Here is a 14,257-nt window from a genome sequence, read left to right on the forward strand (position 1 = left end):
GAATAGCGTCTCGGCGGGTATAGGGTGAAGTATACTTCCATATCTAACATCATGTACAATAGAAGTAATAACAAGCCAGCTATAGCACATGATGAAATTATGTCTGGAGGGAACTTCGTGCCCGTAAACGAGCCATCTATATCCGTTATAGTCGCTGTAAAAGAAAACTTGGAATCCTGCATTCTTGGTAAATCCTTTGAGATCCAATTGCTGCTCACCGCCTTGCTCGCCGGCGGCCACGTGTTGATTGAGGATGTACCGGGTACCGGCAAGACGCAGCTTATCAAAGCGCTCGCCAAATCCATGGATGGAGAATATCGGCGGATTCAATGCAACCCGGACATTTTGCCTAGCGATATTACCGGCGTTTCGGTATTTCATCCGCATGAGGAACGCTTTGTATTCCGGCCGGGTCCGGTGATGACGAACATCCTGCTTGCGGATGAAATCAACCGGGCGACGACCAAAACGCAATCCGCCCTGCTGGAGGTCATGGAGGAACGCAGCGTGACCGCCGACGGCGTAACCTACCCGCTTCCCCATCCGTTTATCCTTTGCGCTACGCAAAATCCGATAGATTTTGAGGGAACCTACATGCTGCCAGAGGCCCAGCTCGACCGGTTTATGCTGAAGATCGCGATGGGTTACCCCGATGCGGCCACCGAAAAAAGCATGCTGCAGACCCATAGCCAGGGGCAACCGGTCGACCAGCTCAGGCCCGTAACGACGATGGACCGCATTGCGGAGATTCAGCGGGAAATCCGCGAGGTGCATATCAGCGATGCGCTGGCGGATTATTTGCTGGAGATCGTCAGACGTACCCGTCAGCATGACGCTGTGCTTCTCGGAGCCTCCCCGCGGGCTTCGCTCGCCTTCATGACCGCAACCAAAGCGTACGCCTTCTTGCAGGGACGCGGTTATGTCCTGCCGGATGACGTAAAAATACTGGCGCCTTATGTGCTTGGACACCGGATACTGCTTCGGCCGGAATCACGCCTGGACAGCATGAATTCGACCCAGGTGCTGCAGCAAATTTTGCGGCAGGTGCAGGTGCCGGTGTCCGCGGGGCGGTAACCGATGCGCGCGGTTCTGGATTATTTCAAAACGGGGATCACCTCGCTGAATTTCTGGAAGGTGGCTTCCCTCTGGCTGATCTGTTTACTCTATGTTTTGTTTCAGGGCGGCAAGACGTCGCTGATGCTGTTCGCTATGGTTACGTTATTGGTGGCTTATTGGACGGTCAGCGGGCTTGGCGGAATCAAAAGAATCAAGGGGACTCGGACATTATCGCAGACGGGGGACCGGAGCGGCATCCTGAAAGCCGGCGAACAGGTTCAGGTCAAACTTCACGTGCAGCCGCCGCGGTTCCTCCCGCTTCCTTATATTGTGATCAGGGAGCATTTGCGCCGGCATAACGGAGACTCCTGGATCTTTGAGGATAGCATCGTTCCTCATTTTAACCACGAAGGCTTTTTGATTTACCAGACGCCTCCGCTGGAAAGAGGCAGGTATGTGTTCGCCAGCACGGAATGCCAGTCCGAGGATATTTTCGGATTAATGAAACATAAGGGCGGGTTCCAAGCCGGCGGCGAATTCCGAATTTTGCCGAGAACGGTGTTTGTGCCAAAGTGGCAGCTTTACAGCCGTAACTCCCGATTGGCCGGACCCGAGACGGCGGTTTCGTTGTCCCGCCGGGAAACGACACAGATCAACGGGGTCCGGGATTATATGTACGGGGACCGGATCTCGCGGATTCACTGGAATGCCACGGCAAAAACCGGGTCATGGAAGTCGAAGGAATTTGAACATGAATCGCTGCCGAAGACGATTCTGGTTGTGGACGCGCATTCGTCCAGCTATCAGGATCCGGCCCAATTTGAATTGGCGGTATCGACGGCGGCTTCGCTGATTGAATACGCAATCCGGGAAAGAATCAGCATGGGGATGTGCACGCTCGGCAGACCGTTCCGCGGGTTTTCGCCCGCGGAGGGTCTGCTGGAGCGCCAGCAAATGCTCCATCACCTGGTGGATATCGACGCCGAAGGGTACGGGAACCACCGGGATATTTTAGAGGCCAAACGGGATTTTTTCGCGCCGGGCGCGTTTTTTATCTTTATCAGCCCGTTGGTTGACGAAAGATTGCTGAGCGTGATGCATTGGGCACGGACCCGGCGGATGATCCCTTATCATATTCATACGGGGAGCCCCTTTCAAGCACCGACTCGTGAGGGGGGCGGGAGAGACAATCTCCACAAGCACGGGTTTAGAGGGGTTTCTTTATCGTCTCTGGGCGAGCTCCCGGTTGTCTTGGGAGGTGGCCAGCTATGAAACGGGCCGTCAACCGCCAATATTCCTGGTATCGGATATTTGCCGTTCTGTGGCTTTTGCTGATCGGTATGCAGTGGGTGGACTATACGGAACCCCTATGGTTTTCGGAAACAACGACGTTGGTTACGGTTACTTTGATTACGATAGCTCTTATTGAGGTACTGCCGGTCACTCCGCCATGGAAATGGTCGGTCAAAATGATCGCGGTGGTTCTGGGGTGGCGCGTCGTGTTGGTTGTAACGGGAGCTTATGTGCCGAGCGGTCCCTTTTTCCCCGATCAACTTCACGGGATGGCCTTGCATTTTGTGCCGTACATCTGGTTCTCCTTGGGAGCCTGGGTTTTATTTGAGTTGGCGCTGGAACTGTTGACCGGAAAAAGAAGCGTATTGCTGTTTCTGGCGGGAAATATTCTGGCCTTCACCATTTTGGACTCTTTTACTTCCTATTATCTGTGGCAAAATGTAGCCTGGACCGTTTTCGCCGGACTCGGCTGGCTGGCCAGCCTGCATTTCCGGAATTTCCAACTGAAATATCCGCTGGGCTGGAGAAGAATGCGCAGTCAGCCGCTTAAGCTCGCCTTCAATATCCTTGCTATTTTTGCCTGTATTCTGCTGATCGGGATCAGCATGCCTACGGTCTCTCCGGTTTTGACCGACCCGTACACCGCCTGGAAAAACAGGGAGAGCGCCTCCGGCACGGGGGACAGCGCGGCCCTGCCCGCGGCGGCGGCCGCCAACGCGCCAGCGGACCGAGGCAGGGACCGTTTGGATGTTCAATCCGGCTACAGCCGGGATGACAGAGAGCTCGGCGGCGGGTTTGAGTTCAACTATACCCCGGTCATGTCGGTGGAAAGCCCTGTCCGTTCTTATTGGCGGGGAGAGACCCGGAGAAACTATACGGGGGAAGGATGGTCCGATCTGGGCCAGGAAGAGCGTGATTATGAGCTGTTCCACGAAAACTCTACGGGTACGCTGCCCTTTAAAGAAAGGGCGCCCAAAACCGAAGTTATGCGGGTGGAGCAGACGATCACGATGCAAAATGAAGAGGTGTATCCCGTTTTATTCGGCGGATACGCGATGACGAGCGTTGAATTGCTGGATGAAGGGATCTTCTCGGCCAACATGCAATGGACCGCCAAGGAAAAGGAATTGTTCTGGCTTGGTATGAGTCAGGCGCTGAGCAGCCAAGAGCAGACAAACCGCCTTTACCCGCGGAAATATAAAGTAGTGGCGGACATCCCGGTCATTCCGCTGGAGGAGGTTCGCGGGGCGACCTATGAGGAGCTCTATCCGGGAAAACAGGATAAGGAATATCTGCAAATTCCGAACGAATTTCCGGACCGGGTGCGCGAATTGGCCCAGCAGGTCACGGCCGAGGGAGCGACGCCTTACGCGAAAATGGAACTGCTTCAAGCTTATTTGCGGCAAAACTATGAGTATACGAACAAGCCGGACCTGACGCGCAAGAAGAGCAAGGATTTTGTCGACGGATTTTTGTTCGACATCAAGCAGGGCTATTGCGATTATTTCTCCACCTCCATGGTGATGATGGCCCGTTCTTTGGGCGTCCCGGCCAGATGGGTCAAGGGCTATGCGCCGGGCTCCCAGCCGGAACCCGAATTGGTCCAGCGGAATCCCGAGAACGGGATGGCTTACCGCGTCAACAATGCGGATGCCCATTCATGGGCCGAGCTGTATTTCGGGGATTACGGCTGGATTCCGTTCGAGGCGACGCCGGGATTCGACGCTCCTATCTTGTACGATGAAGAAGAGGATGTCCCGGCTCTCGCCGAAGCGACGCCGCCCGAGGAAACCGTCTCTCAAGCCAATCCCGGCTTGATGGACCGGCTGGATCCGGCCACCGTCCGAACGGTGTTCCTGCTCGCGCTCGCGATCGTTGTGGCCTGGGTCGTTTACCACCTCCGGTCCGCGATTTATTACGGGTTCTTCCGGTTGCGCTTAGGCCGGCCTTTGACGATGTCGGAGAAGGCGGTGATGGAAACGCTGCGTATCGTTGGTAAAATGAAGCGCAGAGGTTTTGAGCGCAGCGGCGATGAAACGCTTCGGGAGTCGTTCGCCCGCTGGAAGGAACAGGAGCCGGGGATATCTGCCGTCCTCGACAGGCTGCTGCGGGAATTCGAGCAAGCGAGCTATAGCCCCCAGGCGTTTTCGGTAAGCCAGTGGAAAATCGTGCTGGAGCTTGGCCACAAATTAGACCGCATGACCCGCAAAAGAGTACGGATCCCGTTTTTGTCGCAATCCTGATGCGGAAACTTGCGGTTAAACATTTAGCTCCATCCCCGGTGCTTGCGCCGGGGACAATTTATTTTTTAAAATAAAATGATAAGATCGAGTAAGAATATGGTATAGTTTGTCGTATGAAACCGAGGTGAACGTATTTTGTTTGAAAGATTTTTGCCGAAATTACGCGTAAACAACGTGTTTGATATCGATCTTCAGAGCTTGTATGATCAAGGCTACCGGGGGATTATCACCGATCTGGACAATACGCTGGTTGGAGCGAAGGCTCCCCTGGCCACGCCGGAGCTCGTGGAGTGGTTTGAAAAAGTAAAGAAAGCCGGGTTTAAACTCGTGATCGTGTCGAACAATAATTTGGACAGGGTGTCGGTGTTTGCGACCCCATTAAATATCGAATATGTACACAAGGCCAGAAAACCGGCCGGCTCCGCTTTCCGCAAAGCCATAGATATGATGGGGCTGCGTCCCGAAGAAACGATCGTGGTCGGCGACCAGCTGATGACCGACATTTTCGGCGGGAACCGGCAGGGCTTGTTTACCGTGCTGGTGCTTCCGATTTCCGTGGCGGACGAAGGGTTTGGAACCCGCATCAACCGCAGGCTGGAACGAATCGTCAAGCATCGGCTCGGGAAGTCGGGATTATGGCTGGAGGAGGAAAAACAGAAATGACGGACAAGCGAAACGAAGGGCTGGAATTCCGTTGCAGCGGCTGCGGGATCCGGCTGCAAAGCGAACAGCAGAATAAACCGGGATATACCCCGCAACAAGCATTGGAGAGGGAGCCGGTCATCTGCCAACGCTGTTTTCGCATTAAAAATTACAACGAGTCTTCTTCCGTTACCGTGGAACAGGACGAGTTTTTAAGACTGTTGGGACAAATCGGCGGCAAGGAAGCGCTGGTCATCCATATCGTCGACCTTTTCGATTTTCACGGCAGCGTGATTTCGGGGCTTCAGCGCTTCATCGGGACTAATCCTGTGCTGCTGGCGGTCAACAAGACCGACCTGCTGCCCAAAGTCACCAACTGGAATAAGGTGCGCAACTGGGTACAGAAAGAAGCGAAGGATCTCGGGCTGAAAGTCGAGGATGTGGTACTCTGCAGCGCGAAACAGAACAGCGGGTTTGACCGCTTGCTCGAGGCACTGCAAACTTACCGGGGAGACCGCGACGTCTACGTCGTAGGGGCGACAAACGTCGGCAAATCGACGCTGATCAACCGGCTGATCCGGGATTACAGCGATCTGGAGCAGGAACTGACCGTGTCCAGATATCCCGGGACGACGCTCGATATGGTGCATATTCCGCTTGATGACGGGAAGGCGATCATCGATACGCCGGGAATCATGTACCCATCCCGCTATACCGAATTGGTCAGCCCGCAGGATTTGGGCGTGCTCCTTCCGGACAAGCCGTTGAAACCGGCGGTCTACCAGTTGAATGAAGGGCAAACCCTCTTCTTCGGCGGATTCGGACGTTTCGATTTCATTCAAGGGGAGCGCCAGTCCTTCACCTGCTTTGCGAGCGGCCGGGTGCCGCTGCATCGTACCAAACTGGAGCGGGCGGACGATCTGTTCAAGGATCATGCCGGCGAAATGCTCTCGCCGCCAAACCGCGAAAATCTGGAGAAGCTGCCCGAGTGGACAAGGCACGAATTCCGGATTCCGAAGGGGAGCCGGTCCGATCTGTTTATTTCCGGTCTGGGCTGGATCAAGGTCAATAATGACGCGGGAGCGGTCGTTGCCGTCCATGTGCCCAAAGGCATTAAAGTGTTGGTACGGCCTTCTTTAATCTAAAAGGCCAGCACTTATGGAACGGACCAAAGGGGGTAAGCTATGAATGCCTTGGAACAAAACACGAGTCCCGAGCTTCCTCTGCTGCTCGGCGTGATGGGGGACCCCGTCATCCAATCGAAATCGCCTGTCATGCATCAGGCGGCGCTGCGCGCCTCCGGGCTTGCGGGGACGTACGTTCCGCTGCACGTGGAGGCTCAGTTTCTTGAAGAAGCGATCCTGGGGGTGCGGGCGCTGGGATTTTGCGGCGTCAACGTCACGGTCCCCCACAAAGTCAATTGTATCCCTTTCCTGGATGAGGTGGACGAGGGGGCGCTGGCAATCGGCGCGGTGAATACAATCGTCAATGACGAAGGCCGCCTGAAGGGGTATAACACGGACGGCATCGGTTATATTCGCTCCTTGAAAGAGGAGGCGGTATCGGACTTGTCCGGCAAGAACGTTCTTGTGCTCGGCTCGGGCGGCGCGGCGCGCGGGATCGTCCATGCGCTGCTTGGCGAGAAGCCGGGCCGGGTCACGGTAGCGAATCGGACCGCGGACAAAGCGCGCGGCCTGGCCGCGGAATGGAGCGGGCTGGGCCCGCTGGCGGGCTGCGGAATGAATGAGATCGCCGGGATTCTGCCCGAAATCGATATTCTGATCAATACAACGTCGGTCGGCATGTATCCGCATCCCGGACAAACGCCGATAGACCCGGCGCTTTTGCCCTCCGGTATAGTTGTAAGCGACCTGATCTACAATCCGCTCAAGACGGAACTGCTGATCCGGGCGGAAGAGAAGGACTGCCGGATTCACAACGGTCTCGGCATGTTTGTGTATCAGGGCGGCTATGCCTTTGAATATTGGACCGGCCTTTCGGCGCCAATCGAAGCGATGCGTAACGCAGTTTTAGGAACGCTGGTTTAACGTCATAGCTACAGAAATGCAGAAATGCATAAGCTGCTGCGGCAGCCGTTTTCGAGGGGGATTCTATGAGCAGGAAAGACGTGGAGCGTTTGCTGGCCGATTTGACACGGGAGTTATTGATCACGCGGCAGACCTTTGAAGGTCTGGATGTGGAAGCTTATCTGGAGGAACGGGATGAACCCGGGTTTTCCGAGGCGTGGATGCAGGCGTTTGAGGCCCTTGCGGAAACATCCGTCACGGTTGAGGACCAAGTGCTGCAGTCCTGTAGGGAACAAGCGTTCAAGCAGACGTTCGCCCTAACGGGTGACCCGGAACTGGCCGGTTATGTCAGCGATGATCTGGGACTGATCGGCGCGTATCTCATGCAGGACAGTGTCCGAAATTCCTTTGTTGACCGGTTGCACGAGAGCTATAGGCTGGGGAAACTGCCCTTACGTTAAGAATTGCCGTATTTTTGGCAAACGTTCCCCTTTCCTCGCAAGAGGTGTTGGGATATGATTACCATTATAAATTTAGAGGAGTTATGAACTTACATGCTTAGTGGAAAACAAAAACGCTATTTACGGAGCCTTGCTCATCACCTGCAGCCCATTTTTCAAGTGGGCAAGGGAGGAACCAATGACCAGATTATCCGTCATATCTCCGAGGCTTTGGAGCGTCGGGAACTGATCAAGGTTTCCGTATTGAACAATAATCTGGACGATCCGAAGGAGATTGCCGAAGAACTGGCCGAAGGCGCCGGAGCGGAACTGGTGCAACTGATCGGAAGAACGATCGTTTTATATAAGGAGTCCCAAGAATATAAGCAGATTGAGCTTCCTTAAGCGGTCGGGGGGAGAACAGCGATGAGCAGAGCAGGTATCATGGGGGGCGCTTTCGATCCGGTCCATCTGGGCCATTTGCTGGCGGCGGAAGCCGCGCGGGAGCAGTATGGCCTGGAGGAGGTGTGGTTTATGCCTTCCCATATTCCTCCCCATAAACAGCAGGCCGGGGTAAGCGGGAAACAGCGCCTGGAAATGGTGGAGGCCGCGACCCGCGCTAATCCGGCGTTTAAACCGCTCGATATCGAGCTCCGCCGCGGCGGAGTATCGTATACGGTGGATACGATCCGGGAACTTCGGCGCGAGCATCCGGATCTGGAGCTGTATTTTATTATCGGAGCCGATATGGTAAACTACCTGCCAAAGTGGGAAGGGATCGAAGAGTTGACGGGAATGCTCAAGTTTATCGGCTTGCAGCGTCCCGGGAGCTTTCTGGAGCTGGACGTGCTGCCCGAGCATATACAGAGGGCGGTGCATCTGGCCGATATGCCGCTGGTCGACATTTCGTCCAGCCTCGTACGCAAAAGGATTGCCAGCGGCCAGTCGGTGCGGTACATGGTTCCCGACGAGGTGTATGAATATATCGTAAGGAGCGGATTGTATGGTCTACAGCCGTGAACAACTGATCGGGATCGTCTCGGGGCAAATACCCGCCAAGCGCTGGAAGCATGTCGAAGGCGTGATGCAAGCGGCGGCGGAATTGGCCAACCGGTACGGCGCGGATCCCGTCAAAGCGGATCTGGCGGCCCTGCTGCACGATTTGGCCAAGTTCTGGCCGGTGGAGCGGCAGGAAGCCGTCATTCGGGAGAACAACCTGAACGCGGAGCTTCTGAAGCATGACAAGCAGCTGCTTCACGCCGAGGTGGCGGCTTTTATTTCGCAAAGGGATTACGGCGTCGACGATCCGGAGGTACTGGATGCGATCCGTTACCATACCTCCGGCCGCGTAGGCATGACCAAGATGGATAAAATCGTCTGCCTGGCCGATTATATCGAACCGGGGCGGGATTTTCCGGGAGTGGAGCGCATCCGGGAACTGGCCGAAGTCAATCTGGAAGAGGCGCTTCTGGCCGGATTCGATTCGACGATCTCTTTTTTGCTGGAGAAGAAAAAGACGATATTCCCGTTGACGGTATTGGCCCGGAACGATTTGATCGCTCAACTTAAGAAGCAAACCCCGGACGTTTGAACATTATATTACCAACAATAACAGGAGGCTGAATGAATGCCGGTATCACCAAAAGAACTGCTTCATATCGCGGTATCCGCCGCGGAAGACAAGAAAGCGATGAACCTGGTGGCTTTGGATCTCAAAGGAATTTCGCTCATTGCGGATTATTTCGTGATCTGCCACGGTAATTCGGATACACAAGTACAGTCGATCGCCACCGAGGTGCGCAAGCGGGCCCAGGAGGCCGGAGCCACAATACGCGGGATCGAGGGTATGAACACCGCCCGCTGGGTTTTAATGGACCTCGGCGATGTCGTCGTCCACGTGTTCCATCGGGATGAACGGGAGTACTACAATATCGAGCGTTTGTGGTCGGACGCTAAAGTTGTGGAGAACGTATGAGTCTGGTCGCGGGAACGATCGTCTCCCTTCCGGTGGACCGGGAGGTCTCGCCTTACGGCTATTTCCTTACCGGCGGAACGCAGGACGTCCTGCTTCATTACTCGGAGCTGACGCGGAAAATTAAGCCGGGCGAAACCGTTGAGGTCTTTCTGTTTTATGACACGGAGGACCGTTTGGCGGCCACGATGAAAAAACCTTTCCTGACCCTGGGTGAGCTGGCGCTGCTCGAAGTGGCCGACGTGCATCCGCGGTTGGGGTGCTTTCTGGAAATGGGTCTCGGCCGGCAACTGCTGCTTCCGATCCGCGAGCTTCCCGAGCTCAGGGAACTCCATCCGCAGGTTGGGGACCGGGTCTATGTCATCATGGAGCATGACAAGCAGGGGCGTCTCAAGGCCAAGCTGGCCGGTGAGCAGGAACTCGCACCGCTGACGTTCCACGCTCCCACCTCCTGGAATAATCAGTGGATGGAAGCCATCGTGTACAAGCCGCTGCAAATGGGGACTTTCGTCATTGTCGATGGCGGCGTACTCGGGTTCGGCGCGATCGGCATGATCCATTCCTCCGAACGCAATCGCCTGCTTCGATTGGGCGAGCGGGTCAGAGTGCGTGTAGCGCACGTCCGGGAGGACGGACGGGTCAACCTGTCCATGGCGCCGCGCAAGGAGATCGGCCGGGACGAGGATTCCGAGCGAATCCTGGCCTACCTGGAGAGTCGGCCCGGCGGGAGTATGCCTTATTCCGACGCGACGGCGCCGGACTTGATCAAGCAGAGGTTCGGCATCAGCAAGTCGGCGTTTAAACGGGCGCTCGGCAAGCTGATGAAAGAAGGCAAAATCACGCAGGACGAGAACTGGACCTATCTGACCTCGGTCTTGAAGAACAAGCCGGACAAACCCGAATAAACAAACCCTTGGCTAGGCGCAGCGAGAGGGTGGCGGGAACAGAAAGGAAGAGTGCGGAAACCCAATGGTAGCCTACCGGAAATTTGCTTATGTTTACGATGAACTGATGGAGGACATGCCTTACCCGGATTGGATCCGGTTTGCGCGCCAGGCGTGGGAGCGTCTCGGCATGCCGAAAACGGTCGTGGATCTCGGCTGCGGAACGGGCAGCATTACGATCCCCCTGGTCAATGCGGGATTTGAGGTGACCGGCATCGACCTTTCCGCCGATATGCTGTCCGTGGCCCGCCGAAAAATGGAGGGCACCTCGCAAGGCGTACGTTTGTTTCGTGACGGCAGTATCCGCTGGGTCCAACAGAACATGACCGAATGGGAGCTCCCCGAGCCGGTCGATTCGGTCCTCTCTTTTTGCGATTGCCTGAACTATCTGCTGGAAGAGGAGGAGATCGTCCGTACTTTCCGGCGGACCTATGAGGGGCTTAAACCGGGCGGCACGTTTCTGTTTGACGTGCACCATCCGAACACCTTGCGGCGGTACGAGGAAGAACAGCCGTTTATCTGGGACGAATCTTCCGTGGCCTATATCTGGACCTGCGAACGGGATGCGGCACGGGAAGAAATAGAACATCATCTGACGATTTTTGCCCGTGAAGAAGAGAACGGCCCGGGCCTGTACCGGCGCTTTGAGGAGCACCATGTCCAGCGTGCTTACGACCCGGCGTGGATGAAGAGCGAGCTGCTTCGCTGCGGCTTCCGCGACGTTGCTTGCTACGCCGACTTCGAGTGGGTGGAAGCTGGCGAGGATGCGACCAGGTTGTTTTTCGTCGCTGTGAAATAGTGCGTAACAATAGCAAGATGGGCTCCGCTATGCGGGGTCTTTTTTTGCATGACTGTGAAATTCCGTTCTTCGCGCGGGCGTCATTCCTTGCTATAATCAATAGATGGAAAATACTATGCCGTTCATATTTGGAAAAGAGGGATTCGTGTTGAAAAAGAATTGCGTCATTTTGTTTCAGGGCGATTCGATCACTGACGGAAATCGGGACCGGGGGAGCGATCTGAACCATATTTTGGGACACAGCTACGCGTATATGCTCGCCGGTGAACTCGGCCAAATTCATGCGGAGCGGAATCCGTTGTTTATCAACCGCGGGATCAGCGGCAACCGTGTATCCGATTTGTATGCGCGCTGGAATGAAGATGCGATCAGTCTGAAGCCGGATGTCATCAGCATTTTGATCGGGGTCAACGACGCCTGGAGAATTGTATCGGGAGAACCCAGCGGGGCGACGGACCGTTTTGAAAGGGCTTACCTTCACTTGTTGACCGAGACCCGCGAGGTGATGCCCGAAGTCAAGCTGGTGCTGTGCGAGCCGTTTATCCTGAAGACCGGAGCCACCGCCGCACTGTGGGAACAATGGACCGAATTGATATCCGGGTACCGGAAGACGCTGCGTAAGTTGGCCGAGCGATTCGGCGCGGTTTACGTCCCGCTCCAGGACGCCTTTGACGCGGCCGAACAGCGGAGAGAGGCGGCTTACTGGCTTTGGGACGGAGTGCACCCGACGGTCGCCGGCCATCACCTCATTGCCCTGCGTTGGCTGGAGGTCGTAGGCGCAAGCGGAATCCTGGACTGATCCGGGAACAAACGTGTTTGAAAGTTTTGCGGCGGGGGTAAATTCCTTTATAGCTTCCTACAGGCTGGTGTTCGGGAATTTCGGGCATCGGCTTGTTTCTTGTCCCGGCGTACAAAAATATCAAATATAAAAATTAAATAGTTATTATGATTAGTTTTCAGTATAATTGAGCATAGATTAGTCTGCATAATTCTAGAGAGGATTAACCGCATAATGAATGAAGCAAAAATGAAGGAAGCAAAAATGAAGGAAGCAAAAACGAAGCCAGCGAATACAGCAAATACAACAAATGCAAATGCGGCAAATGCGAAACCCGGCCGCCGCTCCAAGTCGTCCCCGCCGCCCGTGCGGATTTTCTCCCTTGGCGGTATAGGCGAAATCGGCAAGAACATGTACGGGATCGAATACAAGAATGAGATCGTGATCGTGGACGCCGGATTGAAGTTTCCGGATTCCCGTTTGTCCGGCATCGATTACATCATCCCCGATATCAGTTACCTTACGCAAAATCAGCATAAAATCAAAGGATTGTTCCTGACCCACGGCCACGAGGATCACATCGGCGCCCTGCCGTTCGTCCTTCGCCAGTTGTCGGTTCCCGTTTACGGAGGCCCGCTGACGATCGGTCTGGTGCGTGCCAAGTTGGAGGAATACCGGATGCTGGGCGAAGTGAAGCTGCATGTGTTCGATGAGAACGACCGGTTCGACTATCAGCAGCTGTCGGTGCATTTTTTCCGGACGACTCACAGTATACCGGATGCGTTCGGCATCGTGATCGATACGCCTTACGGGGCGGTTGTGCATACGGGGGATTTTAAATTCGACTTTACGCCGGAGGACAAGCCGGCGAATTTGTTCAAGATGGCGAGCGTCGGAGGGGAAGGTGTGCTGGCCCTTTTGGCGGATAGTACGAACAGTGAAAAAGAAGGCTTCACTCCCTCGGAACGGCGGGTGGGCGGCGCTATTTTGGAAGCGTTTCGGCAGTGCGACGGAAGAATTCTGTTCGCGACGTTCGCGTCGAACGTACACCGGCTGCAGCAGGTGGTGGATGCGGCGATGGCCTGCAACCGGAAGATCGTCGTGATCGGCCGCAGCATGGAGAAGGTGTTTGCGATCGGCCAGGACCTGGGCTATATCCGGGTTCCGGAGGGCATGCTGATCGATGTGAAGCATATCGACCGGTATGAGGACCGGCAGATCCTTATCGTCTGCACGGGCAGCCAGGGCGAGCCGAACGCGGCGCTCAGCCGGATCGCTTCGGGGGCGCACCGCTCCGTGCAAATCTATCCGGGGGATACGGTCATTTTCTCCTCCTCTCCGATTCCTGGCAACGGCCAAAATGTGAACCGGAGCATCGATATGCTGATGCGCGCAGGCGCTCATGTCATCTATGGATCCATTTTCGATATCCATACGTCGGGACACGGCTGCCGCGAGGATCTTAAACTGATGCTGAGCTTCATCCGGCCGAAATATTTTATTCCGATTCACGGGGAATACCGTATGCTGCTCAGTCACAAGAACCTGGCGCTGCAAACGGGGCTGACGGAGGACCGGATATTCGTCATGAATATCGGCGACACGTTGTCGGTCTACCGGAACCGCGCGAAACGGGGCAGAACGATCCCCGCGGGCGAGGTCTTTATCAGCAACGGCGAGATGCGTCTTAATGAAGATGAGTTGGTTGAGGAACGCATGGAGCTGGCCCAGGAAGGCATCGTCGTGGTCGTCATGACCGTGGACAGCCGGACGGGCAAGATTTTATCCGGTCCGGACATCGTGACCCGGGGATTCGTATACATGCAGGACGCCCGGCCGCTGCTGCGGCGTGCGGAAGCCGCTTTGCGGCGCAGCTTGAACCGTATGGGGGAGAAGGAGACGTACAGCCAAAAACTTTGGCTGCGCACGACCCAGCAGGTGATGCGGAGATATTTTCAAAGGGAAGTCGGCAGAACGCCGCATATCATGCCTTCGGTACTTGAGGTTTAACGATAATAAAGGATTAAGGACCCTATGGAGTAGGGTCCTTTTTCTGTTGCCAT

The 14,257-nt window shown here is 55.4% G+C and carries 15 protein-coding genes; all 15 read left to right on the forward strand.

Translation table 11 applies throughout. From position 1 onward, the window contains the following. Positions 1–99 precede the first annotated feature (99 nt). The 15 genes from V4U88_RS21385 to rnjA all read left to right on the forward strand — a co-directional run bounded on the left by V4U88_RS21385 (position 100) and on the right by rnjA (position 14,204). Positions 100–1,074 (forward strand): AAA family ATPase, encoded by a 975-nt coding sequence (locus tag V4U88_RS21385; RefSeq protein ID WP_442951906.1) that lies wholly within the window; start codon positions 100–102, stop codon positions 1,072–1,074. 3 nt (positions 1,075–1,077) lie between these two features. Next, the gene (locus V4U88_RS21390) at positions 1,078–2,328 is read left to right on the forward strand and encodes a DUF58 domain-containing protein (protein ID WP_334075283.1); all 1,251 of its coding nucleotides are present in this window, start codon (positions 1,078–1,080) and stop codon (positions 2,326–2,328) included. Next, a complete protein-coding gene (locus tag V4U88_RS21395) occupies positions 2,325–4,592 on the forward strand; it encodes a DUF4129 domain-containing transglutaminase family protein (protein WP_334075284.1) in 2,268 nt (755 codons plus the stop codon). The genes V4U88_RS21390 and V4U88_RS21395 overlap by 4 nt, the downstream gene beginning before the upstream one ends. Positions 4,593–4,727: 135 nt before the next feature. Continuing rightward, the gene (locus tag V4U88_RS21400) at positions 4,728–5,255 is read left to right on the forward strand and encodes a YqeG family HAD IIIA-type phosphatase (protein WP_334075285.1); all 528 of its coding nucleotides are present in this window, start codon (positions 4,728–4,730) and stop codon (positions 5,253–5,255) included. Next, positions 5,252–6,379, forward strand: coding sequence for a ribosome biogenesis GTPase YqeH (yqeH, locus tag V4U88_RS21405; RefSeq protein WP_334075286.1), 1,128 nt, complete (start codon positions 5,252–5,254; stop codon positions 6,377–6,379). The genes V4U88_RS21400 and yqeH overlap by 4 nt, the downstream gene beginning before the upstream one ends. 39 nt (positions 6,380–6,418) lie before the next feature. After that, complete coding sequence (locus V4U88_RS21410) at positions 6,419–7,282, forward strand: shikimate dehydrogenase (RefSeq protein WP_334075287.1); 864 nt, start codon at positions 6,419–6,421, stop codon at positions 7,280–7,282. 65 nt (positions 7,283–7,347) lie between these two features. Next, positions 7,348–7,722 carry a hypothetical protein gene (locus tag V4U88_RS21415; protein ID WP_334075288.1) on the forward strand — a complete coding sequence of 125 codons (375 nt, stop codon included), beginning with the start codon at positions 7,348–7,350 and terminating at the stop codon, positions 7,720–7,722. A 93-nt stretch (positions 7,723–7,815) separates the two neighbouring features. Then, positions 7,816–8,106: a ribosome assembly RNA-binding protein YhbY gene (yhbY, locus tag V4U88_RS21420; RefSeq protein ID WP_334075289.1), complete on the forward strand. Its 291-nt coding sequence runs from the start codon at positions 7,816–7,818 to the stop codon at positions 8,104–8,106. A 21-nt stretch (positions 8,107–8,127) separates the two neighbouring features. Continuing rightward, positions 8,128–8,721, forward strand: coding sequence for a nicotinate-nucleotide adenylyltransferase (gene nadD / locus V4U88_RS21425; RefSeq protein WP_334075290.1), 594 nt, complete (start codon positions 8,128–8,130; stop codon positions 8,719–8,721). Next, positions 8,705–9,292, forward strand: a complete 588-nt coding sequence (yqeK, locus tag V4U88_RS21430; RefSeq protein ID WP_334075291.1) for a bis(5'-nucleosyl)-tetraphosphatase (symmetrical) YqeK — start codon at positions 8,705–8,707, stop codon at positions 9,290–9,292. Before nadD ends, yqeK begins: the two co-directional genes overlap by 17 nt. Before the next feature lie 36 nt (positions 9,293–9,328). Next, complete coding sequence (rsfS, locus tag V4U88_RS21435; RefSeq protein WP_334075292.1) at positions 9,329–9,676, forward strand: ribosome silencing factor; 348 nt, start codon at positions 9,329–9,331, stop codon at positions 9,674–9,676. Next, positions 9,673–10,578 carry a CvfB family protein gene (locus V4U88_RS21440; protein WP_334075293.1) on the forward strand — a complete coding sequence of 302 codons (906 nt, stop codon included), beginning with the start codon at positions 9,673–9,675 and terminating at the stop codon, positions 10,576–10,578. The genes rsfS and V4U88_RS21440 overlap by 4 nt, the downstream gene beginning before the upstream one ends. Before the next feature lie 64 nt (positions 10,579–10,642). Further along, positions 10,643–11,416 (forward strand): class I SAM-dependent DNA methyltransferase, encoded by a 774-nt coding sequence (locus tag V4U88_RS21445; RefSeq protein ID WP_334075294.1) that lies wholly within the window; start codon positions 10,643–10,645, stop codon positions 11,414–11,416. Positions 11,417–11,531: 115 nt separating this feature from the next. Continuing rightward, positions 11,532–12,215: an SGNH/GDSL hydrolase family protein gene (locus tag V4U88_RS21450; protein ID WP_334075295.1), complete on the forward strand. Its 684-nt coding sequence runs from the start codon at positions 11,532–11,534 to the stop codon at positions 12,213–12,215. Positions 12,216–12,428: 213 nt separating this feature from the next. Then, the gene (rnjA, locus tag V4U88_RS21455; protein ID WP_334075296.1) at positions 12,429–14,204 is read left to right on the forward strand and encodes a ribonuclease J1; all 1,776 of its coding nucleotides are present in this window, start codon (positions 12,429–12,431) and stop codon (positions 14,202–14,204) included. The last annotated feature ends 53 nt before the right edge of the window (positions 14,205–14,257 follow it).

Source organism: Paenibacillus sp. A14, assembly GCF_036864815.1.
Taxonomy (GTDB): domain Bacteria; phylum Bacillota; class Bacilli; order Paenibacillales; family Paenibacillaceae; genus Fontibacillus; species Fontibacillus sanfengchensis.